Annotated in this window: 23 protein-coding genes; 2 read left to right on the plus strand and 21 right to left on the minus strand. The window is 59.2% G+C overall.

Annotation, left to right across the window (positions count from 1 at the left end; translation table 11 throughout):
• Positions 1 to 20: 20 nt before the first annotated feature.
• A complete protein-coding gene (locus tag H7K52_RS00320; protein ID WP_008926892.1) occupies positions 21 to 752 on the minus strand; it encodes an SDR family oxidoreductase in 732 nt (243 codons plus the stop codon).
• Between the two features lie 165 nt (positions 753 to 917).
• Between H7K52_RS00320 and H7K52_RS00325 the strand changes: the two genes are divergently transcribed.
• Entirely contained in the window at positions 918 to 1,790 is an 873-nt protein-coding gene (locus tag H7K52_RS00325; RefSeq protein WP_003852463.1) for an AraC family transcriptional regulator, read from the plus strand.
• A gap of 111 nt (positions 1,791 to 1,901) precedes the next feature.
• Here H7K52_RS00325 and H7K52_RS00330 read toward each other — a convergent pair whose 3' ends face one another.
• The 4 genes from H7K52_RS00330 to H7K52_RS00345 form a co-directional block, all read right to left on the minus strand.
• A complete protein-coding gene (locus H7K52_RS00330; protein WP_008926893.1) occupies positions 1,902 to 2,585 on the minus strand; it encodes a D-lyxose/D-mannose isomerase in 684 nt (227 codons plus the stop codon).
• A 43-nt stretch (positions 2,586 to 2,628) separates the two neighbouring features.
• Entirely contained in the window at positions 2,629 to 3,567 is a 939-nt protein-coding gene (locus H7K52_RS00335) for an ABC transporter substrate-binding protein (RefSeq protein ID WP_008926894.1), read from the minus strand.
• 90 nt (positions 3,568 to 3,657) lie between these two features.
• Positions 3,658 to 4,638 (minus strand): ABC transporter permease subunit, encoded by a 981-nt coding sequence (locus tag H7K52_RS00340; protein ID WP_008926895.1) that lies wholly within the window; start codon positions 4,636 to 4,638, stop codon positions 3,658 to 3,660.
• A 10-nt stretch (positions 4,639 to 4,648) separates the two neighbouring features.
• Complete coding sequence (locus H7K52_RS00345; protein ID WP_182629483.1) at positions 4,649 to 6,163, minus strand: sugar ABC transporter ATP-binding protein; 1,515 nt, start codon at positions 6,161 to 6,163, stop codon at positions 4,649 to 4,651.
• Positions 6,164 to 6,310: 147 nt separating this feature from the next.
• Here H7K52_RS00345 and H7K52_RS00350 point away from each other — a divergent pair, with 147 nt between their 5' ends.
• Positions 6,311 to 8,929 carry an ATP-binding protein gene (locus H7K52_RS00350; RefSeq protein WP_182629484.1) on the plus strand — a complete coding sequence of 873 codons (2,619 nt, stop codon included), beginning with the start codon at positions 6,311 to 6,313 and terminating at the stop codon, positions 8,927 to 8,929.
• Here H7K52_RS00350 and phnE (H7K52_RS00355) read toward each other — a convergent pair.
• From phnE (H7K52_RS00355) to H7K52_RS00430, 16 genes are all read right to left on the minus strand, one after another.
• Positions 8,883 to 9,767, minus strand: a complete 885-nt coding sequence (phnE, locus tag H7K52_RS00355) for a phosphonate ABC transporter, permease protein PhnE (RefSeq protein ID WP_140916202.1) — start codon at positions 9,765 to 9,767, stop codon at positions 8,883 to 8,885. The genes H7K52_RS00350 and phnE (H7K52_RS00355) overlap by 47 nt on opposite strands.
• Positions 9,764 to 10,624 (minus strand): phosphonate ABC transporter, permease protein PhnE, encoded by an 861-nt coding sequence (phnE, locus tag H7K52_RS00360; RefSeq protein ID WP_105099037.1) that lies wholly within the window; start codon positions 10,622 to 10,624, stop codon positions 9,764 to 9,766. Before phnE (H7K52_RS00360) ends, phnE (H7K52_RS00355) begins: the two co-directional genes overlap by 4 nt.
• A 95-nt stretch (positions 10,625 to 10,719) precedes the next feature.
• On the minus strand, positions 10,720 to 11,646 hold the full coding sequence (gene phnD, locus H7K52_RS00365; protein WP_008926899.1) for a phosphonate ABC transporter substrate-binding protein: 927 nt from the start codon (positions 11,644 to 11,646) through the stop codon (positions 10,720 to 10,722).
• Between the two features lie 26 nt (positions 11,647 to 11,672).
• A complete protein-coding gene (phnC, locus tag H7K52_RS00370; protein WP_003852452.1) occupies positions 11,673 to 12,503 on the minus strand; it encodes a phosphonate ABC transporter ATP-binding protein in 831 nt (276 codons plus the stop codon).
• 79 nt (positions 12,504 to 12,582) lie between these two features.
• Positions 12,583 to 13,353, minus strand: coding sequence for a phosphonate metabolism protein PhnP (phnP, locus tag H7K52_RS00375; RefSeq protein ID WP_008926900.1), 771 nt, complete (start codon positions 13,351 to 13,353; stop codon positions 12,583 to 12,585).
• Between the two features lie 64 nt (positions 13,354 to 13,417).
• Entirely contained in the window at positions 13,418 to 13,954 is a 537-nt protein-coding gene (gene phnN, locus H7K52_RS00380; RefSeq protein WP_182629485.1) for a ribose 1,5-bisphosphokinase, read from the minus strand.
• Positions 13,954 to 15,090 (minus strand): alpha-D-ribose 1-methylphosphonate 5-triphosphate diphosphatase, encoded by a 1,137-nt coding sequence (gene phnM / locus H7K52_RS00385; RefSeq protein ID WP_182629486.1) that lies wholly within the window; start codon positions 15,088 to 15,090, stop codon positions 13,954 to 13,956. The genes phnN and phnM overlap by 1 nt, the downstream gene beginning before the upstream one ends.
• A complete protein-coding gene (gene phnL / locus H7K52_RS00390) occupies positions 15,087 to 15,800 on the minus strand; it encodes a phosphonate C-P lyase system protein PhnL (protein ID WP_182629487.1) in 714 nt (237 codons plus the stop codon). The genes phnM and phnL overlap by 4 nt, the downstream gene beginning before the upstream one ends.
• Entirely contained in the window at positions 15,801 to 16,562 is a 762-nt protein-coding gene (gene phnK, locus H7K52_RS00395; RefSeq protein WP_182629488.1) for a phosphonate C-P lyase system protein PhnK, read from the minus strand. It lies immediately after the preceding gene.
• A complete protein-coding gene (locus tag H7K52_RS00400; RefSeq protein WP_008926903.1) occupies positions 16,552 to 17,400 on the minus strand; it encodes an alpha-D-ribose 1-methylphosphonate 5-phosphate C-P-lyase PhnJ in 849 nt (282 codons plus the stop codon). Before H7K52_RS00400 ends, phnK begins: the two co-directional genes overlap by 11 nt.
• Positions 17,393 to 18,469, minus strand: a complete 1,077-nt coding sequence (locus H7K52_RS00405; protein WP_078805173.1) for a carbon-phosphorus lyase complex subunit — start codon at positions 18,467 to 18,469, stop codon at positions 17,393 to 17,395. The genes H7K52_RS00400 and H7K52_RS00405 overlap by 8 nt, the downstream gene beginning before the upstream one ends.
• Positions 18,469 to 19,044: a phosphonate C-P lyase system protein PhnH gene (gene phnH, locus H7K52_RS00410; RefSeq protein WP_008926905.1), complete on the minus strand. Its 576-nt coding sequence runs from the start codon at positions 19,042 to 19,044 to the stop codon at positions 18,469 to 18,471. The genes H7K52_RS00405 and phnH overlap by 1 nt, the downstream gene beginning before the upstream one ends.
• Positions 19,044 to 19,490, minus strand: coding sequence for a phosphonate C-P lyase system protein PhnG (gene phnG / locus H7K52_RS00415; RefSeq protein ID WP_008926906.1), 447 nt, complete (start codon positions 19,488 to 19,490; stop codon positions 19,044 to 19,046). Before phnG ends, phnH begins: the two co-directional genes overlap by 1 nt.
• A complete protein-coding gene (gene phnF, locus H7K52_RS00420; RefSeq protein ID WP_003852432.1) occupies positions 19,490 to 20,203 on the minus strand; it encodes a phosphonate metabolism transcriptional regulator PhnF in 714 nt (237 codons plus the stop codon). The genes phnG and phnF overlap by 1 nt, the downstream gene beginning before the upstream one ends.
• Positions 20,204 to 20,354: 151 nt before the next feature.
• Positions 20,355 to 21,164: a Brp/Blh family beta-carotene 15,15'-dioxygenase gene (locus tag H7K52_RS00425; RefSeq protein WP_008926907.1), complete on the minus strand. Its 810-nt coding sequence runs from the start codon at positions 21,162 to 21,164 to the stop codon at positions 20,355 to 20,357.
• Positions 21,161 to 21,874, minus strand: coding sequence for a bacteriorhodopsin (locus H7K52_RS00430; protein WP_003852428.1), 714 nt, complete (start codon positions 21,872 to 21,874; stop codon positions 21,161 to 21,163). The genes H7K52_RS00425 and H7K52_RS00430 overlap by 4 nt, the downstream gene beginning before the upstream one ends.
• Positions 21,875 to 22,422 lie beyond the last annotated feature (548 nt).

Here is a 22,422-nt window from a genome sequence, read left to right on the forward strand (position 1 = left end):
TGCGTTCCGCTGGCCGGTACTCATCCCTCATAACTTCCGCCATAGGCGCGCGGCACCAGATCGACCTGCGCCTCTCCGCTCTGAATGACGGTGAGAATCGTTTCAGCCACGCGCTGCGGCGTATGCGCAATTGCGGCGCTCTGCTGTGCCTGCGCAATCGCAACGTCCTGCCCCGATTTCACCGACTGGTAAAATTCCGAGACGGTCATGAATGGATAAACAGCAGATACCGTTATCCCGGCGTCCGCCAGTTCCAGCCGTGCCACGCCGGAGAGCATATTCAGTCCCGCTTTGGAACTGGTATAGGCCGCCGATCCCGGCCAGGTTGCCAGGGTTGCACCGGAACTGACGTTGATAATGCACCCCTCGCCCTGCGCCCGCATCTGCGGGATCACCGCCTGCATCATCATCAGCGGCGCGATCAGATTCAGGTCGAGCAGCGCTCTGAACTCGCTTGCAGCAATCTCCTCAACCGCCGCGAACAACCCCTGCCCGGCATTGTTGATTAACACATCAATCCGGCCAAAGCGTGCTATCCCCTGCCTGACAGCATCTGCAATCTGCTCTGGCTGCGTCACATCGCAGGCCACAGCCAGTGCTTTGCCTGATTCTCCCACGAGGGCAACCAGGCGGTCTTTGCGTCGTGCCAGTAAAATAACCTGCGCACCCGCCTCCAGCGCCGCACGCGCGGTGGCTTCTCCGATGCCCGACGATGCACCGGTAATCATAATCACGGCGTTCTCAATTCTCATGTCATCCCCTCCAGTAAAATGGTCAGAGAGCGAGAATAATCCTCAGCCGATTGTGCGGCGGCTGTAATCCTGCCTAAAATTTGCCTGTTACTGCTTTTCTCACTCTGCACACGGCAACCGCCGGAGAGGTGTCCCATAAACAGGCTTGATGCGATAAGAGATGAAATGCTGGCATGCACGGCTGATGAACTCACGGCGACGGCGATTCCGCGCGTGGATTTTTACCGCGTCAGTCAGCCGATGCCCCTGCCGCCGGAAATCTATTCGCCTTTCGTCAGCCTGATACTGCAGGGAGAAAAAAGGCTGCAGATGGGCGAACGCTCTCTCCGCTATTCCGCCGGAGAGATGTTCACGGCGTCGTTCGACCTGCCCGCCACAGGCGAAATTACAGAGGCCAGTGAAATCTCACCTTATCTGGCGGTGCGCCTGACACTGGATTTCACTGCTATCAGCGAACTATTGCATCAGATGCCCATGACCGATGCGCCCAAAACAAAGAGTGGCATGTCAGTCAATCGGGTGGATGAGGCGCTGGTGGATGCCTGGCTGCGGATGGTGCGCCTGATAGCAAAGCCTGGCGAGATTAGGGTGATGGCGCCGTTAGTAGAGCGCGAGATTCTTTATCGGCTGTTGCTGAGCCCACAGGGCGGTTTACTGCGTCAGGCAGCAGAGGTGAACGGGTATTTCGCGAAGATCAGAAAGGCGCTGGTCTGGTTGCGTACACACTATGCCGCCGCGCTTCGTATTGAGGATATGGCGGCGATTGCGGGCATGAGTCTCTCAGCCTTTCATCGTGGTTTCCGGGCCAGCACCGGACTTTCCCCGCTGCAGTATCAAAAACATCTCCGGCTTTACGAGGCGCGCAAGACGCTTATGTTACGCCCCGGTAATGTCGCCGCTGTTGCGGCAGATGTGGGCTACGAAAGTCTGACGCAGTTTACCCGTGAATATGCACGCCTGTTCGGTGAGCCCCCCGCCCGCAGTATCAGAAAACTCAGGCTGAATAACGCTGAACACCTCGCGAAATCATTGAGGTGAACACAGCGCACGCTCAGCGCGGCCTGACGCCGTGAGGCCGGCAATGTTGCACTGAGATTTTGCACTGAGATTGATTGAAAAGATTCAGGGAATGAACGCAATAAATGCGGCTCAGAGAAAGGCATGCGCATAGTCATTACACAGCAGCCAGCGCGGCGCTTCATCCTCATCCAGCGGGTTGAAACGGGCCAGCGGTGTCAGAAACACATTGTCGTTCTCGTCATCATTGGGCATCGACACTTCGCCCACCAGCACGTCACCAAAGCCGCTTTCGCCCCAGAAGCTGTGCCAGATCCCCGCCTCCAAAGTCACACTTTCACCCGGTGAAAGCCGCAGCTGTGTTCCGGCCCCATGGGTCTGTCGCATGCCATCCAGCGACACCACCACCGGCGAGTCGGCCAGCCCGTCTCCGTCGCGGTTATGCAGTTCAACAATCAGGTTGCCACCACCGCGATTGATGATGTCCTCCATCTTGCGCGGATGGTAGTGCATAGGTGTCAGTTGCCCTTCACGTACGTGCATAATTTTTTCGGCGTAGGGTTTATGCCAGGGCTGTCCGCCAGGGGAGCCATTACGCAGAGTAAACAGCGTCAATCCGGTCTGAAAAAAATCAGCCGCACCAAAACTGGTGAGATCCCAGCCCAGCCGCAGCGCCAGAATCTCCTGTATCACTTCACGATCCTGCGCGCGCCACTGACGGATGCTGTAATCGGCCCAGGACGGAAGATGCACATCCTGCTGCCGGAAAAATTCGCGGGTATGTTGCAGGTAGTCGTTAACCTCTGAACGTTGCATATTGGCCTCCTGAATGCGGCACCCGAAGGTGCCGCTCTAACGCTTATTTCACCGTCCAGCCCTGATAGCTGCCGATATTATTACGATCGATCAGCTTCACCGGGATCAGCACAGGTTTATCCGGAGCCGGTTTGCCCTGCAGAATGTCATAGCCAATCTCAACCGCTTTGGCAGCCATCACCTGCGGGTCCTGAGCTGGCGTGGCGACAAACAGTGAGTTTTTACGCTTCAATGCCTCTTCCCCGTCCGGCGATCCATCGACGCCCACGATAAAGAACTCGCTGCGCTGCGCCTGTTTCGCCGCTAAATCCGCACCGATAGCCGTCGGATCATTGATGGCAAATACCGCATCAATTTTTGGATTAGCCGAGAGCAGACCGGTCATCACTTCCAGTCCGCCTTCACGACTGCCTTTGGCGTTCTGGTTGGAGGAGAGCAGCTTGATGTCCGGATGGGTTTTCAGCTCGTTCATGCAGCCTTCAACACGGTTCTGCACGGCAGAGACAGGCGGTCCGTTGATGATCACCACATTGCCTTTGTTCTTCAGACGGTCAGAGATATATTTACAGGCCATTGCGCCTGCCTGGGTGTTATCGGAGGTGATGGTCGCATTCGCGCCATCGGCTGCCACGTCAACCGCGACCACTACGATACCGGCGTCACGCGCCCGTTTAACGGCTGGGGCGATCCCTTTTGAGTCGGCGGCGTTGAGGATAATCATGTCGACTTTTGCTGCAATAAAGTTATCAATCTGGCCGACCTGCTGACCAAGATCGTAACCGCTGGAGACCAGCGTGACGTTAACTTTATCGCCCGCCAGCTGACGCGCCTTCATCTCTGCGCCTTTAGTGATCTGCACGAAGAAGGGGTTAGCCAGATCGCCGACCGTTACGCCGATAGATTTGAGTTCTTTTGCCTGAGCCAGGCCGGTGCTGAACAGCGTTGCCGCCAGCAGCCCGGTTACAATCGGATTAAAACGCATAGACCTTCTCCTGCTGTTTTCAAGGTGCCAACCACTTAATGGCGTTTTTTAGGTGGCGGAGGCCAGATAACGCATCCGCCCTTTTAAGCCTCAACTCACATGATGACGGGTACGGTATTTGTCGATCAGGACGGCGATGATGATCACTGCGCCTTTGATCACCAGCTGCCAGAAATAGGAGACACCCATCAGCGTCATGCCGTTATTCAGCGTGGCGATAATCAGTGCGCCAATCAGTGTGCCGGTGATGGTGCCGATACCACCGACAAAGCTGGTGCCGCCGAGAATCACCGCGGCAATCGCATCCAGCTCATAACCGACGCCCAGGTTGCCGTTGGCGCTGTAGAGCCGCGAGGCACTCATCAGCCCGGCCAGCCCCGACAGCAGGCCACTCATGCCGTAGACAAACAGCAGCACGACGCCAACCTTGATGCCCGTCAGGCGTGCAGCCTGGATATTGCCACCGACGGCGTAGATATGGACGCCCAGTGTGGTGCGACGCAGGATGAACCAGCAGATGGCAATCACCGCAAAGGCAATCACAATCAGCCACGGCACCGGCCCGAGATAGCCGTTGCCAATCCATTCAAAGTTAATATCGGAGTTGATCACCGTGGTGCCGTTCGCCAGCAGATACGCCGCTCCGCGCAATGCGGTGTAGGTACCCAGCGTGACAATAAAGGGGGGCAATCCGGCCCAGGCGACCAGGATGCCGTTGAACAGCCCCATCACCAGACCCGCGCCCAGCGCCATCGGAATGGTCAGGGAGGCGAGCATCGGGTCCAGCGACGCCACCAGCGCCACCACCGCCGTGGTGCCCAGCATCGACCCCACCGACAGATCGATACCGCCGGTGAGGATGACGAAAGTCATGCCCGCCGCCAGCACAATGTTGATCGACGCCTGACGGGTAATGTTGAGCAGGTTGGCTTCAGTAAAAAAGTTTGGCGTGACGAAACCAAATACCGCCACGATCAGGATCAGAATCGGCAGGATACCCACCGTTTGCAGCAGATCGCCCATCAGGGCGCGTTTCAGCGTCGGCGCTTTGGTGCGGGCCAGTTGTGTCATGGTGGTCTCCTTAGATTTCGCCTGTTGACGCGCTGTGCGCACCGGTTGCCAGCGTCATAATATTTTCCTGACTGATGTGGCTGCCCTCCAGCTCACCGACGATGGTGCCTTCGTGCATCACGTAAACGCGGTCACTCATCCCGACCACTTCCGGCAGTTCGCTGGAGATCATTAAAATCGCCACGCCCTGCCGCGCCATCTCCTGCATCATGCGGTAGATCTCGCTTTTAGCGCCGACATCGACGCCGCGCGTCGGCTCATCCAGAATCAGGATGCGCGGGCCAATCGCCACCCAGCGCGAGATCAGCAGCTTTTGCTGGTTCCCGCCGGACAGACCGCCCGCCCGGACCTGAGCATGCGGAACACGAATATTGAGTGAGGCGATCGCCTCATTGGCGATGGTCTGCCCTTTGCGTCGGTTGAGCATCCCGTAACTGGCGTCACGTTCCAGCGTCGCCATCACAATATTCTCCTGCGCGGCCATCTCCAGAAACAGTCCCTGCTCTTTGCGGTTCTCGGTGAGGAAGCCGATGCCACGGGCAATCGCATCACGCGGCGAATGAATGGTGACCATCTCACCGTCGATCCAGATCTCGCCCTCTTTCGGCTTATGTACGCCGAAGATCAGCTGCGCCAGCTCGCTGCGACCGGCGCCTACCAGCCCGGCCAGTCCGACAATTTCTCCGGCCCGCACTGCCAGACTGCTGGGATGCACTTTGCCGCCGTCGGTAAGGTGATTCACCGCCAGCCGGATGTCGCCTAAAGGGATCGCGCGGTCTTTGTTAAACAGGTCGCTGAGCGGGCGTCCGACCATCATCCGCACCAGTTCACTGGCGTTAAGCTGGTCACGGGTCAGGCTGCCCACATATTGCCCATCACGCAGCACGCTGACGCGGTCAGACAGCTCATACACTTCCGCCATACGATGGCTGATGTAGATAATCGCCATGCCTTCGCTGCGCAGCCGTTTGATTAATGCAAACAGCTGTTCGGTTTCGCGGTTAGAGAGCGCGGCGGTCGGCTCATCCATTACCAGAATGCGGCTGTTGCGCTGCAGCGCACGGGCGATCTCCACCTGCTGCTGCTCGGCGATGCTCAGACGACTGACTAAATCCCAGGCGCTGAACTGTGCGCCGAGCCGGTCAATGACCCGCTGCGCCTCTTCAGCCATCTGCCGCCGCTTTACCAGCCCGCCGGGTGCAATTTCGCTACCCAGAAAAATGTTCTCTGCCACCGTCAGGTTAGGTGCCAGGTTGATCTCCTGATAAATCAGGGTAATCCCGGCAGCCAGCGCCTCTTTCGGCCCTTTCAGTGCCCAGGGCTTTCCTTCAATTAAAATTTCCCCGCTGCTGGCGGTATAGGCACCAGCCAGAATCTTCATCAGTGTGCTTTTACCCGCGCCGTTCTCTCCCATCAGCGCGTGAACCTCACCGGGATACACCGTGAGATCGACACCCTTCAGGGCATAAAAATTGCCGAAGCGTCGGGTAATTCCCCGCATTTCCAGTATTGGTGTGGCTGTCATCGCCTCGCTCCTGCGGACTGTGGATAGCCGCCAGTAAAACAACGCCAGATAAACGGAAAATGTCAGCGGCCGTTCATATTTGTCATAAACGCCCGACATCACGCTCCTATACTCGGCGCATCGTTGCAGTGATTAAGAGGTCGTGGGATGCAGCGCAGTTATCCGTGGCAGGCCGGGGCGCGTGGACGCCTGTTGATGTTCAATCTGCTGGTGGTGTCGGTTACGCTGATGGTAAGCGTGGTGGCGATCATCGGCTTTCGTCATGCCGGCGCGATTCAGGAACAGGCCCAGGCGCAGACGCTGGCAGATATGAACGGCAGCCTGGCGCTGGCGCGCGATACTGCCAATGTGGCGACGGCGGCCGTGCGGCTGTCGCAGGTGGTCGGGGCACTGGAGTATCAGAGCGAATCACAGCGCCTGCAGCAGAATCAGCAGGCGTTGCAGCAGTCGCTGAGCCTGCTGGCCAGCGCACCGCTGGCGGCCCGTCAGCCGGAGCGCATCGCGCGGATCCGCGCCCGCAGCCTGATGCTGGAGCAGACGATTAATAGCCTGCTGCTGAATGGCCATCAGCGGCATCTGCAGCGCAATAACATGCTGAGTGATCTGTGGCAGACCCAGATTCTGCTCAGCCATATCAACCAGCTGGTGCAGCGGGAACAGCTCATACTGCCGGATGCCGCACTACGCGAACAAACCGAACGGCTGATCACCATCGCCATTCGCACACCCACGCCCATTGCCGTCATTGAACAGCTTCAGCAGGTGATGACGCAGTGGCGCAGCGTGCCGCTGACGGGCGTCACGGGCGAGAACGTGCAGCGACTCCTGATTACCCAGCAACGCCTGCTGCCGCTGGCGGAGGCGCTGGAGCAGAGCGACCTGGCAATCGCCTATGCTACCTACCGGATTAAAGCACTGGTGGCGATGCTGAATGACGATATCAATGCGTCAGTGCAGCAGGTTGCGCTGCAAAGTGAGGCGCGTACCCAGGCCACTCACCACGAACTTGATTCGATCATCGGCTTTATCGCGCTGTTTGTGCTGCTGGCGCTGGCGATTACCGGCTATGCCGGAATCTACATCTACCGCAATCTCGGATCGAGCCTGACAGCGATTGCCGGCGCGATGACGCGTCTGGCGCAGGGCGAACAGAACGTCAGCGTGCCGGGGCTGCAACGGCGTGACGAACTGGGGGAACTGGCGCGGGCCTTTAACGTCTTTGCCCGAAATACCGCCTCGCTGGCCCACACCTCACGGCTGCTGAAAGAGAAGAGTAACCAGCTGGAGTCCACCTTCCTGGCGATGCGCGACGGCTTTGCCCTGTTTGATCACAATGGTCAGCTGGTGGTGTGGAATGCGCAGTATGCCGAACTGCTCGGCCTTTCGCCGCGTGAGGTCCATCGTGGCGTCCACTATCAGCAACTGCTGGCACCGCTGGCGGTGGATCTGCACGATCCCGGTGAGCAGCAGGAGATCCGTCTGGCCGATGGCCGTACGCTGGAACTGCGCTTTAGCCCGATTCCGCGGCGCGGCATGGTCAATACCGTGCTGGACCGCACCTCACGTAAAACCCTGGAAGAAGCGCTCCAGCACAGCCAGAAGATGAAGGCGGTCGGTCAGCTGACCGGCGGGCTGGCGCACGACTTTAACAATCTGCTGGCGGTGATTATCGGCAGTCTGGCGCTGACTGAAGGCCAGCTGATGCCCGGCCCCCTCGCCACCCGCATTGAGCGGGCGCGGCAGGCGGCCGATCGCGCCGCCCAGCTGACGCAGCGCCTGCTGGCCTTCTCACGCAAACAGGCGCTTTATCCGCGCGCGGTGTCGGTGGTGACGCTGGTGGATAACCTGCAGGGGTTGCTTCAGCACTCGCTGCTGCCGGGACAGCAGCTGGTTATTGATGCCCAGCGCCCCGGCTGGCCCGCCTGGATCGATGCCAGCCAGCTGGAAAATGCGCTGATGAATCTGGTGGTGAATGCGCGCGATGCCATGCACCAGCAAAACGGCGAAATCCGGCTGCGCATCTGGAATCAGCGTCGTCTGGAGGGGGGAGAAAAACGTGACCGCGTCACAATTGAGGTGATCGACCACGGCTGCGGCATGTCCGCCGACGTGCGCGAACAGGTTTTCGAGCCTTTCTTTACCACCAAAGCGACCGGCAGTGGCAGCGGGCTTGGACTGTCCATGGTTTACGGCTTTGTGCGGCAGTCAGGCGGACAGATAGAACTGGAAACTGCGCCGGGCCAGGGCACCACGGTGCGTCTCTTGTTGCCGCGCGCAGCGGAAGCCGCCGTTATCGCCCCGCCACCGCCTGTGCCCGGTGAGGCTGACCTTGCAGCAGATGTTGAAGCGGCCAGTAACCGGCTGGTGCTGGTGCTGGATGATGAACCGGCGGTACGGCAGACACTGTGCGAGCATCTGCATCAGCTGGGTTATCTGACGCTGGAATGTGGCGACGGTGAAGAGGCGCTGGCGCTGCTGCGCCAGACACCGGATATCGACCTGCTGATCAGCGACCTGATGCTACCCGGCGAGATTAACGGCGCAGAGGTGATCCGGCAGGCCCATCAGAACTGGCCACAGCTGGCGACATTGCTTATCAGCGGTCAGGATCTGCGCCACCAGCCGGTCACGCTGCCGCTGTGTGAACGGCTGGCGAAACCCTGGCAGCAGGCACAACTGGTGAAGGCGCTACAGCGCGCCTGGCAGCGCAGCGAACGGCTTAATCGCGCGCAGCAGGCTGCCACAACGGCACCGGTTTCCCACTGATGTAGCGCTTACGCAGGCGGCTGGAGATCACATCCATGACCATCACCACCACCACCAGGATCAGCGTCAGGAACATCACCACATCCCAGTTCCACAGGCGCATGTTCTCGGCGTAGACCAGACCGACACCACCCGCGCCGACAAAGCCCAGCACCGCTGCCGAGCGGGTATTGGACTCAATCTGGTAAAGGCTCAGCGCCAGAAACTGCGGGAATGACTGGGTAAAGATGCCGAAGCGGTGTTTCTGCAAACTGTTGGCGCCCACGGCACTCAGTCCGCGACCTGGCGATCGCTCCACCGCTTCGTGCCCTTCGGCGTAGAGTTTGCCGAGCAGACCGACATCCTGCAGGATAATCGCCAGCACCCCGGCCAGCGGCCCCATGCCGACCGCACGCACGAATATCAGCCCCCAGATCGCCATGTCGATGCCGCGTAACACATCGAACACACGGCGCATCAGAAACGCCAGCGGTTTTGCCGCGCCATCGTGCATTACGTTGCGTGCCGCCAGAAACGAGAGCGGCAGCGCCAGCAGCGAGGCGGTCAGCGTCCCGGCGAACACAATCCCCAGGGTAATCCCGACCTGCGAAAAATAGTAGCCAAACGGCCAGTTCATGAAGTCATGCCAGACAAACATTCGCAGGAAATAGCGTCCAAGTTGCTGGCAGCCCATCAGCAGGCGCGACCATTCCAGGCCAAATACGGAAAAGAAAAAAAGATAGTAGAGCAGCACCGCCAGCGCCATCAGCCCTATGCGGCGCAGATAGCGCGGCTGCGCGGCAAAGAGTTCACGATGCTGCTGCTTCATTAGCGTGACATCAGGTACGTGGCTCATCATGTCCGATCTCCTGTCACACGGCGACGAAGCTGGCCAGATAGCGTATCCAGCAGCGATACCACAATCAGAATCAGCAGCAGCGTGATACTGACCTGATCGTAGCGGTCCAGTTTGATATTGGTCATCAGCTCCTGGCCGATGCCGCCCGCGCCAACCAGCCCGAGGATGGTTGAAGAGCGGAAGTTAATTTCCAGTCGCATAAAGCTGTAAGAGAGAAAGACCGGTTTAACCTGTGGCCAGAAGGCGAAGCGCATCCGCTGCAGCTTGCTGGCGCCACAGGCGGCCAGGCCGCGCACCGGCTTATCCGATGCCGACTCAATCGCCTCATAAAACAGCTTGGTCAGGCTGCCCACGGTGTGCAGCGCCAGCGCCAGAAAGCCGGGGATCGCCCCAATGCCAAAGGCCATCACAAACATCACTGCCCACGCCAGTTCCGGCATGGTGCGCAGAAAGGCGACAAAGGCACGAATGGTCATCCGCACGCTGACCGGCGTCTGGGTGTTGTCGGCGGCGAAAAAGGCCAGCACCGCCGCCATGGCCACCGCGATCAGCGTCGAAGCCAGCGCCAGCTGCAGCGTTTCCCAGATCAGTGGCAGCTGAATCGGCAGACGGTAGCCCCAGTAGGCCAGCGAACCTTCGGTTTTGCCATCGGCAAACAGCAGCGGCAGATGCAGCACCGGCAGGATTTCATGCAGATAGTCAAAAAAGTGCGGCAGCGACTGCCAGACGGTGAGCAGATTAAATTCTGCCACCCTGCCCGCCGCCAGATAGAGTGCCACCAGCAGCAGTGACCAGAGCAGCGTGTCACGTTTCTGCTGGCGTCGGATGCGTTGGTAGTAGTGTTCGAATTCGGTCAAAGGAGGATCTCCGGCGCTAAAGCAGCGGGACGCAGGCGGGGTTGCCGCGTCCCGCTCTCCCCGCCTCGACGGGGAAAGTCAGGGCACCGTCGGCCTTAGCCGCGGCTGCCTTTCATCAGGTCACGTTTCATATCGATGATGTTTTTATAGTCAGCGACCGTCGCCTCACCGATATGCTGTTCACCACCCACGGCTTTTACGAAGCAGGCGTGATCGTCCTTATCCAGTTTTTTAATCGCCGACACCACTTTCGCTTTGAAGTCAGCGGGCAGCTTGTTGCTGACCAGCACCGGGCCGTTAGGGATCAGCGGCGACTGCCAGATGATGCGGATCTGCTTCATCAGGTCCGGATGGTCCATGCGGATCAATCGGCCAAAGGCGCCAGAGGTGTAACCGCTGTTGTAGTCACCGACCAGGGACGTCCAGGTGACTGCGCCATCAAACTGGTTATTCAGCACGCCCAGGATGTCCTGCTCATGACCGCCAGAGAAAGTGACGCTGGAGAAGAAGTTGTTATATTTGTCATCCACCGTGCCGCCGAACATCTTCTTAAACGCCTGGTTTGGCATCAGGAAGCCGGACGTCGAATCGGGATCGGCCATACCGAATGATTTGCCTTTCAGGTCTTCCAGCTTTTTATACGGGCTGTCCGCTTTAACGATGACGACAGAGTGGTAGCCACGTGACTGATCTTTGTCATCGACGACAATACCCACCACATCCACCGCTTTCGGGTCCTGAATGTAGACCGACGCAAACGAAGCCGGTGACATGCTCAGCACCATATCGATCTTGCCGCCCAGCAGGCCCTGAATCACGCCGGAATAGTCAGAGGCGTTGCGCATCTGGGTATCCACACCCAGCTCTTTATCCAAGAAGGTTTTTACACACTGATTATCGCCAATCTGCTGGGTGGCGTTCTGCCCGCCCATAATCCCCAGATTAAGCTGTTTCGGCGCATCCGCTGCGCTGACACCAAACGCCATGACACTGGTCAGAAGTGCTAAAGAAGTCAGTTTCATTCGGAATTATTCTCTTGCTGTGGACGTTAATGGATTTGGTTAAGTTCATCGCCGTACAGCTGGTGCAACAGGCTGTCGGTGAGTCGGGAAGGATGGCCATCAAACAGCACGACACCGCGCTGAATGCCAATAACCCGGGTGCAGTAGCTTTTGACCAGCTCAATCGAGTGCAGGTTGACCATCACGCTGATGCCCTGCTCGCTGACCTGGCGCAGCACATCCATAATGCGTTTGGTATTTTTAGGGTCGAGTGAGGCCACCGGCTCATCAGCCAGCAGGATTTTGGGGTTCTGCATCAGGGCGCGGCAGATCGCCACGCGCTGCATCTGTCCGCCTGAGAGATTTTCGGCCCGCTGCAGCGCCTGCGGCAGCATGTTCATCCACTGCAGCAGTTCGATGGCGTGCGCGCGGTCCTGGTCAGAAAAGATTTTGAAGAAGGATTTCAGCGTGCTGGTCTGGCTCAGGCGGCCCAGCAGCACGTTGGTCAGCACGTCGAGGCGCGGCACCAGACAGAAATCCTGAAAGATCATGCCGCACTGACTGCGCCATTCGCGCAGCTGGCGGCTGTTAAGCGTGACCACGTTACGATCTGCTTCGCCCTGATGCAGACTGATAATCGCACCGGACGTCGCGTTAATTGTGCCGTTGAGCATGTGCAGCAGTGTCGATTTACCCGCACCAGAGCGGCCAATCACCGCCACCAGCTCACCGGCGTGCAGGTCGAAACTGACCTGATCCAGCACCTGCGTGTCGCCATAGGCTTTACTCAGTTTCTGCACCGACAACACTTTTTGTCCGCTGAGGCTGGCCGGTGGCAGATCGTTGTCGACCACCGTTTTCAGAAGTGCCTGTGCCATGGTGTTCTCCGTCATCGCTGATTGCGTTCTGCCGGTTATTAAGGCGTGACGCGATGAACACGAGATGACAGCCAGATGATCAAACCGTGACAGGCCAGTGCGCGCCGCACAGCAAAGTCTGGCCGTCACGGGCTGGCAGCACGCCTTCTGGCAACGGGTTTTCGGCTAACCAGTTATCCATCTCATGACTGAGGTGAGTGAGCCAGGTCTGACGCGGCTTGAGCCTCTCTGCTATCGCCAGCGCCTGGGTCAGATCATTGTGATTTCGAGGCTCTGCACGGGGTGGATCGTTGCAGTCAATCACCAGTTGATCCAGCGGCTGGCCGCGCAGGAAGTCGGCGGTGTCGGGCGGCAGTCCGCAGGTATCACACAGCCAGGCGAGCCGGGTGTCATGCCAGTCAAACAGATAACCGTGCGTCAGCTTTGAATGCTGCAGCGGCAGCGGCGTAACCTGCAGCTCGCCAAAGGCATGCGCCACAAAAGGGGTTAAAGCGGGACGGAAATCCAGCAGGCCAGGGTGTTTGTAGAGATCGTCACAGCCACGCGGATCGGGCGGTCCCCAGACCGGAATCGGCGCGCCCACGCCCCAGCGCAGCGCAAACAGGCCCTGAACATGATCCATGTGATAATGCGTCAACAGAATGCGGGTCAGCGAGCCAGGCGGAAAGCGTGATGCCAGCAGCGGCAGACCGGCATCCAGCAGGATGCGTTCGTGGCCAGACTCAATCAGCGCACTGCAGGGCGCCCGTGCATGAGTGCTGTTACGCTGCGCCCGCTGACAGGCGTGACAGTCGCAGCCCGGCAGCGGCGCGGCAGTCACACCGCCAGTGCCAAGAAAAGTGAGTTTCATGGATGCGCTCCTGGTCGCGTATATCGCTGCCGGGCGCTTACTGCCCGTGCCGGAAAAGTCGATGTCATTGATGCGCCTCCAGTATCTGGCGAAGCTGGCAGACGGTTTCCGCCAGCGCGCCGTCGTTGTTGAGGATCAGACAGCCGTCGGGCTGCGGCTGGGCAGCACGCGCCAGCCGCCGGGCAATCTCCGCCTCATCTTCCCGTCCACGCTGACGCAGCCGCGCCGCCAGCACAGCGGGCGACACCTGCAGACAGACCGGCAGCAGCTGTGAGCCAAAGCGGGCCTGTGCCTGAGCCAGATGCAGCCGCGACCCGTTCACCACCACATTCTGTCCACGCAGCAGCCACTGTTCTGTCTCACAGCCAATGCCGTAGCGGAAACCGTGGGCTTCCCAGCTTACGGCAAACAGACCGAGCGCGGCGCGGCGGGCAAACTCCGACTCGGTGAGTGCCACATGGTTTTCACCGCCCGCATCGGCGGCGCGGGTGATGTAGCGATGGGCGATCAACAGTTTGGGCGGCGGTGCCTCCCGCAGCGCATCCAGCAGGCTATCCTTGCCGGAGCCGGAGGGACCGGTGAGCCAGATCAGCCGCGCCATCAGTACACCTGCCGGCCTTTGCTCCAGACGTGCCGCACGTGCGGGTAGCCGTGTGCGGTGTGCGCCAGCACCAGGTCGGCGCGGCAACCTTCCGCGATGACGCCGCGATCCTCCAATCCTAATGCGCGGGCCGGATTACAGGTCACCAGCGCGATGGCCTGCGCCATGCCCAGGCTGTTGCGCTCGTCATCCGCCAGCCGGAACGCGGCATCCAGCAGGCTGGCCGGGTAGTAATCGGACGACAGAATGTTCAGCAAGCCGTGTGACGCCAGTTCCCAGGCGGCGACGTTGCCGGAGTGCGAGCCGCCGCGCACGATGTTGGGTGCACCCATCAGCACCTGCATGTTGCGATAGCGTGAGGCACGTGCAGCTTCCAGCGTGGTCGGAAACTCCGCAATGCGACTGCCTGCCGCATGGGACTCTTCCACATGCGCGGCGGTGGCGTCATCATGGCTGGCAATGGCGATGCCATGTTCCCGGCACAGTCCGGCAATCGCCTGACGATTGGGCTGCGACCACGCTGCCGCGAGGGTGAGCTGGTCATGCTCGAACTGATCCATCTCGGCGTCATTAAGCTGATATTTACCCTGATAATATTCGCGATATTTGGTTAGCGACGCGTACTGACGCTGGCCCGGCGAATGGTCCATCAGCGACACCAGCGCCAGCTCCGGCGTGCCCATCAGCGCTTCAAACAGCGGCGCAGTGGTAGGATGCGGCAGTTCACAGCGCAGATGCAGCAGATGCTCAGCCCGGTTCAGTCCCTTGCGGTTGCTGTCGCGGATGGCGTTGATCATCTTGCTGAGGTTATCCAGCCGGTGCCCGCCGTCGCGCACATCCCCGACGCCGATCGCGTCCAGCACCGTGGTAATGCCGCTGGAAACCATCAGCGCATCGTGGCTGCTCATCGCCGAGTGTGCGGGCCAGTCCACTTTCGGGCGCGGGGTGAAAAACTTGTCGAGGTTATCGGTGTGCAGTTCCACCAGACCTGGCAGCAGCCAGGCACCTTCACCATCCAGCGCACCGGGCTGCTGGCTGGTGGTTTCGCTGAAGCTGCTAATGCGCTCATCGCGGAACTCCAGTGACCCGCTGACCACTTCATTTTCCAGCACCAGTCTGACGTTATTGATGATCATGCCTGCACTCCTGTGTCGATCGGGTGCATCAGGTGCAGCCGGTCGGCGACCCGCTCGCGCACCGCCCGATCGTGAAAAATACCGACGATGGCGGCACCACGTGCGCGCGCCTGTTCAATTAAGCTCACCACCGCCTCGCTGTTGACGTTGTCGAGCGAGGCAGTGGGTTCATCCAGCAGCAGCACCGGATAATCGGCGATAAAGCCGCGTGCGATATTCACGCGCTGCTGCTCACCGCCAGAAAAGGTAGACGGGGCGAGCGACCAGAGACGCTGCGGCACATTCAGCCGGCTGAGCAGTTCGGCGGCCCGCGCTTCGCAGAATTCTCGATCAACGCCGCGCTCCAGCAGCGGCTGCATCACAATCTCCAGCGTCGGCACGCGTGGGATCACCCGCAGAAACTGGCTGACCCAGCCCAGCGTGTCGCGACGCAGGGCGATAATCTGGCGCGCTGATGCCTGCGCCATGTCGATCCATTCACCCTGATGTGCAACCCGTATATGACCGCTGTCGGGCTGATAGTTGCCGTAAAGCGCGCGCAGCAGCGTGGATTTGCCACTGCCGGAATGACCGTGCAGTACCACGCATTCGCCCTCGCCCACCATCAGGCTGGCGTTGTGCAGCACCGGCAGCGCCGCGCCGTTCTGGTTGTGCAGCACAAAGGTTTTACACAGATTTTCTACCCGCAGGCGCGGAGTGAGCGTTGTCATTTAGTTGAGCACCGAAGAGACCAGCAGTTGAGTGTAAGGATGATGAGGATCGTCCAGAACACGGTCAGTCAGACCGCTCTCCACCACCCGCCCCTGTTTCATCACCAGCAGGCGATGCGCCAGCAGTCGCGCCACCCCGAGATCGTGGGTGACAATCACCACCGCCAGATTCAGCTCGCGCACCAGGGTGCGCAGCAGATCCAGTAGTCGCGCCTGCACCGAGACATCCAGCCCGCCGGTCGGCTCATCCATAAACATCAGCTGAGGCTGCGTCACCAGGTTGCGGGCAATCTGCAGACGCTGCTGCATCCCGCCGGAAAAAGTGGTCGGCAGATCGTCGATGCGACTGGCATCAATCTCCACCGCCTGCAGCCAGCGGCTCGCCTCGGCGCGGATGTCGCCATAGTTCCGCTGGCCGGTCGCCATCAGCCGTTCGCCAATGTTACCGCCCGCGCTGACCTGCGCACGCAGCCCGTCCATCGGATGCTGATGCACCACGCCCCACTCGGTGCGCAGCAGGCGACGGCGGTCGCTTTCACTCATCTCATAGAGGTCGCGGTTCTGATAGTGAATGCTGCCCTGCTGCGGCGTCAGACGGGCCGACAGGCTCTTCAGCAGCGTGGTTTTACCGGAGCCGGACTCGCCGACAATCCCCAGTACTTCGCCAGGCCAGAGATCAAAACTGACCTGCTCAAACCCTTTGCCCGGCGCATAAAGATGGGTGAGCTGGTTCACCGCAAGCAGCGGCTGTTCACTGTGCATGTTGCTGTTCCTGCTGCTGATGGCAAAAGTCGGTGTCGGAGCAGACAAACATCCGCGTTCCCTGATCGTCCATCACCACCTCATCGAGGTAGCTGTGGCGCGATCCGCACAGCGCGCAGGGTTCATCCCACTGCTGCACGGTGAAGGGGTGATCGTCGAAGTCCAGGCTCTCCACGCGGGTATAAGGCGGCAAGGCGTAGATGCGCTTTTCACGCCCGGCACCAAACAGCTGCAGCGCGGGCATCATGTGCATTTTCGGGTTGTCGAATTTGGGGATCGGCGACGGATCCATCACGTAGCGATCGTTAACCCGGACCGGATAGGCGTAGGTCGTGGCGATATGGCCATAGCGGGCGATATCTTCATACAGCTTCACCTGCATGATGCCGTACTCCTCCAGCGCATGCATGGTGCGGGTCTCGGTTTCGCGCGGTTCGATAAAACGCAGCGGCTCTGGAATCGGCACCTGGAATATCAGGATCTGGTCTTCCTCCAGCGGCGTTTCCGGGATGCGGTGCCGGGTCTGGATCAGGGTGGCATCGGCGGTGCGTTCGGTGGTTGCGGCCCCGCTGACCCGCTTAAAGAACTGACGTATTGACACCGCATTGGTGGTGTCATCAGCGCCCTGATCGATCACCTTCAGCACATCCTGATCGCCAATCACGCTGGCGGTAATCTGGATGCCGCCTGTACCCCAGCCGTAAGGCATTGGCATCTCGCGTCCGGCGAACGGCACCTGATAGCCGGGGATCGCCACCGCTTTCAGGATGGCGCGACGGATGGTGCGTTTGGTCTGCTCATCGAGATAGCCATTGTTATAGCCGGTGAGTTCAGCCATGGTTGCGCTCCTGATAATCGTGCTGCAGTTGTTTCAGCAACTCCAGCTCAGCCTGGAAATCGACGTAGTGCGGCAGCTTGAGATGCGAGACAAAGCCCGCGGCTTCGACGTTGTCGGCGTGCGACAGCACAAACTCTTCGTCCTGCGCCGGGCTGGTCACGCGCTCATTCTGCTCGCGGCTTTGCAGCGCCCGATCCACCAGCGCCATCGCCATCGCCTTGCGTTCGGCACGGCCAAACACCAGCCCGTAGCCACGGGTAAACTGCGGCGCGGCGTCATCACTGTGGGCGACGCCGTTGACCATTTCACATTCGGTCAGCAGCACTTCCCCAATCTCCAGCTCAAAGCCCAGCTCTTCGGGACAGATGCTGACGCTGAGATAGCCGGTGCGGATCTCGCCGGCAAAGGGATGGGTACGGCCATAGCCGCGCTGGGTCGAATAGCCCAGCGCCAGCAGAAAACCTTCATCGCCGCGCACCAGCTGTTGCAGCCGTGCAGCGCGCGAAGCAGGAAAGCGCATTGGCTCGCGGGTGATATCAACCGGCTCGCTGCCGTCATCACTCTCGGCGGTGGCCAGTCCTTCTTCAGTCATCATGCTGAACATGTGCGGACACTGATCCGGCACCGAACGGTCGTCACGCGGCGCGGCAGGCGTTTCACCGTTTGCCAGCAGGGTGAAGTCGAGCAGACGGTGGCTATAGTCATAGGTTGGCCCCAGCACCTGGCCGCCCGGCAGATCTTTATAGACCGCCGAGATGCGGCGTTCGATGCGCATCGAACCGGTCGCCAGCGGCGTGCTCTCTGCCAGACGTGGCAGCGTGGTGCGATAGGCACGCAGCAGAAAAATCGCCTCGACCAGATCGCCACTGGCCTGCTTAATCGCCAGCGCCGCCAGTTCAGGATCGTATATGCCGCCTTCGGTCATTACCCGATCCACCGCCAGCCCCAGCTGCTGCGCCACCTGATCGCAGCCGAGTTCCGCTACTGCCCGATCGCCCCGTCGCAGATCGGCCTGTAACTGATGGGCATTAGAGATGGCTTTTTCGCCCCCTTTCACCGCGACATACATCAGCACACCTCCACAACGGTGGTGCGCGGCACGGCCATGATCGCTTCGCCACAGGTGAAGATCAGATCCACGCCCTGCGGGAACGGATGCGGACGGGTGCGCAGATATTCCAGCACGCTTTCCGGCAGCTGTGGTGCAATAGCACGGGTTTCCCGCAGGCCAGGGCCGGAGAGGCGCAGCGTTAATCCGCCATTCAGCGACGGCACTTCGATAATCAGCGTGGTGCTTTTCTCCGGCGACATATTGTCACCCGCCGCGAACTGCGTCGGATCGGGCTGCGCTGTTGCATGGCTCAGGGCGAAGGGGGCGTCCTGCTGCGTAGTGATGGGTGCACCGGTATGGAAGCGCAGATTGTTACGCAGCTGTTCATTGTCAATTTGCGCATCCAGCCAGACCGGACTTTCCTGATCGACCAGCGTCAGCAGCAATGCTGTGGCCGCCGGTGACAGTGCGCCCCAGCCCTGCTGCAGCGGCAGCGAGACCATCACGCCCGGCTCGCTCATCGCTTTCAAAATACGGCGAAACGCACGCTGCGCATCCGCGACCGGATGGTTAAAACTTGCCAGTAAAGTCATCAGTTATCTCCGCGAACCAGCGTAAAGAAATCCACTTTGCTGCTGGCGATTTCACGGGCGCGCAGCTGTCGCTGCTCCTCGCGCCACGCCGCCAGCGGGGTAATAATCTTCTCTTCCAGCAACTGCCGTGTTTCCGGCTGCTGCAACAGCGCATCCAGCAGGGCGCAGCGTTCGGCATGGGCTTTGTCGCGCCCCAGCAGATAGCTGTAACCCAGGGTACCGTCGCTCAGTTGCACCACCGCACGTGTCACCGTGGCATCGCCCATGACAAAGCGTTTGCCGGTAGCGCCCATCCGCGCCTGGAGTCGCGTCAGCCCAATCTCTGCCGGACGGACCAGGGTGAATTCGGGCTGGAGGCTAAGCGCCTGCCAGTGCGCTTCAAGCAAGGCGGCGCTGCTGTGCGCCAGTACCGACAGCCAGCGCTGGCGATCTGTTTGCTGTTCCATTAGTGCTCCAGAGTCAGTTCGATCATGTCGCCGCGCGTCAGGCTGACGGAGTATTCCGCCACCGCGCCATCACTGGTTTTGTTGAGCGTCCGCACGCAGAGCAGCGGCGCATGCAGGGCGATGTCGAGCTGCCGGCACTCTTTGGCCTGCGCCCGGCGGGTGCTGATACGCGTCTGAGTGCGCACCAGCTGTTTGCCGGTGTGTTCCACTAAGAAGTCGTGCAGCGAGCCGCTGTTAAATTGCTGAAGCTGCGGCCACCAGCTGAGGTCGGCGAGGAAATGATTAATCAGGCAGAGCGGCACGCCATTGGCGCGACGCAGGGTGCGCAGATGAATGACGTTGTCGCCCTCTTTCACGCCCAGCGCATTGGCGACGTCGTTGCTGGCCGGACGCAGTACCGCCAGCAGCCGTTCGCTGGTCGGGTGACTCCCCTGCTCCATCAGGTTCTGACTGAAGCGCGCCTGGGCATGCAGCGGATAGTCATAAGGACGCATCAATACCAGGATGCCAACACCGTGACGGCGCTGCAGCAGCCCTTTGTGCACCAGCTCATCGACAGCCCGGCGCAGCGTGTGGCGGTTGACCTCGTAGTGATCGGCCAGCTGCTGCTCGGAAGGAAGATAGTCGCCGCAGCGGTAGCGCTCTTTCAGCGCCTGCTCCAGTTGTGCGGCAACAGCCTGATAAACAGTGGTCGGATGTCTGGATAACTCCATCACGATGAAATCCTCACGGGTTACAGAGTGGGAACGCAGTGATAAGACGCTGCGGGATGGTGTTAGCCTGAGGGAAGCAGATGACAGAACCGTGACGCGGGGGTGAAGGAGAGGTGAATGCAGGGGCGTCTACCCTATTAGCGGGACGGTTTCACGCCGGATGCCGTGATTCAAACCAGGGCGTAATGAGCATATGCGGGATTGCCAGTGCGGCCAGTACAGCAAACAATGGCTGAATTCCCGCGTTGTCCACAGGATGCATCACCACAATGGTTCCCGCAGCCAGCAGAAGAGCCGCCGTCAGTACCGGCCAGGTGGCTTGCAGGTAGCGGAGATAGCTGGTGCACTTCAGCTGATCGCGCCGCTGTCGGGTTTGCGGCAGCGCATGTAAAATTAAGAATCCCATTGAAAAACCGACGAAAGGTGGAAGCAGTAACAACGCCAGTGTACCCGTCAGAAGACGCCTGTCCTGACGAACGAAACCCGCAAAAATAAGCCCTGACGCACAGAGTCCCCCTGTAATGGCAATGCCCACAGCAAGAGCGTCCGGCATTGAAAATCCTGGTGCCGCCTCATGCAGAATTGCGCTAAATGCCTGCAGATGCAGTGTCGCTGGGGCCGCTATCATACTTATCCCCCGCGCCAGACGTTCGGGGCTGCGTCCATCAGGGGCGTCTTCAAGCGCAAAATGCAGGGCAGATGCCAGAAGAAAAACGGGCAACGCCAGCGCCGGAGCACCGTGCCACCAGAACAGACAGATCAAGATGACCAGTCCATAGGCGGCAAGAAACGGGAACTGACGCTCGCGTTTAACGACGTCAAGATCGCTGGCACCGTGTGCCATGCCGATAACGCCAATGGCCAGGGTCGCAAACAGCACTTGCCCCGCAGGGGGGCTGAAAGAGGCAGCGAGCGCTGCCCCCCAGAGTCCTGCCCAGCCGAACCGCACCTGGGCTGTCATCTCCTCACAGCACCAACAGGCGTAGTATGAGAGAGCGCTTTTTTCATATTAGCCGCAGCGTAGAAGGCGTAGAAAACTTTAGCGATAATATCCAGAATCAGGAATGCCTGAACAGATGTCGCATCAGTGATGACACTGAGACCTTCCGGACCGACCAGAAAAACGATCGGATAGATAAACCACACGAGGGTCAGCAAGGCTACATTCTTGTTGTAGGCACCTGCCAGCGCGTTGCCTCGCGTCGCGGCCAGTGCGCGCAGTGGCCCCCAGAGCAGATAAACAACGCCCAGAAATGCCGCACACGACCATGAATACCACACCCATTTCGCGACAGGATTTTCCGCCAGGGAAGAGACCAGGCCGGTGATAATCATCATCACATCCAGCACAATGATGGCAGTCAGAAAGCCGCCCATTTCTCCTGGTTTACCCTGTTCATGGAAAGCCAGCATGACCAACCCGGCCAGTAAGAGAGGCGTGGTGATGGACCAGTCAGCGTAACGCGCCAGGTACACTATCGTGCCACTGTCCAGCGTGAGATTGCCAAACCCAAACGCCATGGCCAGATAGGCTGTGGCGGCAATAAACGGCACTGACGCGTGCACGAGTGTATGGTGACCAAAGGGATATTTCTTATCACCGGTCACGTAAATAATCAGTGACGCAATGGCCATGACCGAAAACCCAATCATAAATGCGGTTTGATCCATTTTACTCTCTCCTGTGCTAAAACGCCGGTATGGTGCCAGCCCTGCCGCTATGAATTAGCGTTAATAAAAGACGGTTATATTCGTTCAACGAATATGCTGTCAGTATATGGCGATATAGATAATTTGCCCGGCGAGCGAAATTTACACTGTTAATTTTAAGCAATCTGATTAAATTAACGTCTTTTACTGGCCTTCTGAGCGTCACATAAAAAAACCAATGTAAAGTTATGTTTCTCAGCGTTTCGCTTTCCTACCAAACCTTCCATATAGCCAGGATTCTTACACGCATAACTATTTGATTTAATTGAAATATAATATTCTGAAAATCAGAACTCTTTGCCCCTGCATAAACTGACAAAAATGCAAAAATTTTATTTTTGAGTGGTAAATCTGAAACCAGCCGTTATGAAAACGGCGTCGTGTGACGCTTCACACTGGCGAAACGGCATTAATAAAATCGTTTCTGATTCTCTATGATTGATAATAAAGGGATGAACAGAGAATGAAAATTTTGCGTATTATTTATCCAGACTCTAATAAGCAGCACA

Origin of the sequence: Pantoea hericii, assembly GCF_014155795.1 — a bacterium.
GTDB lineage: Bacteria > Pseudomonadota > Gammaproteobacteria > Enterobacterales > Enterobacteriaceae > Pantoea > Pantoea eucalypti.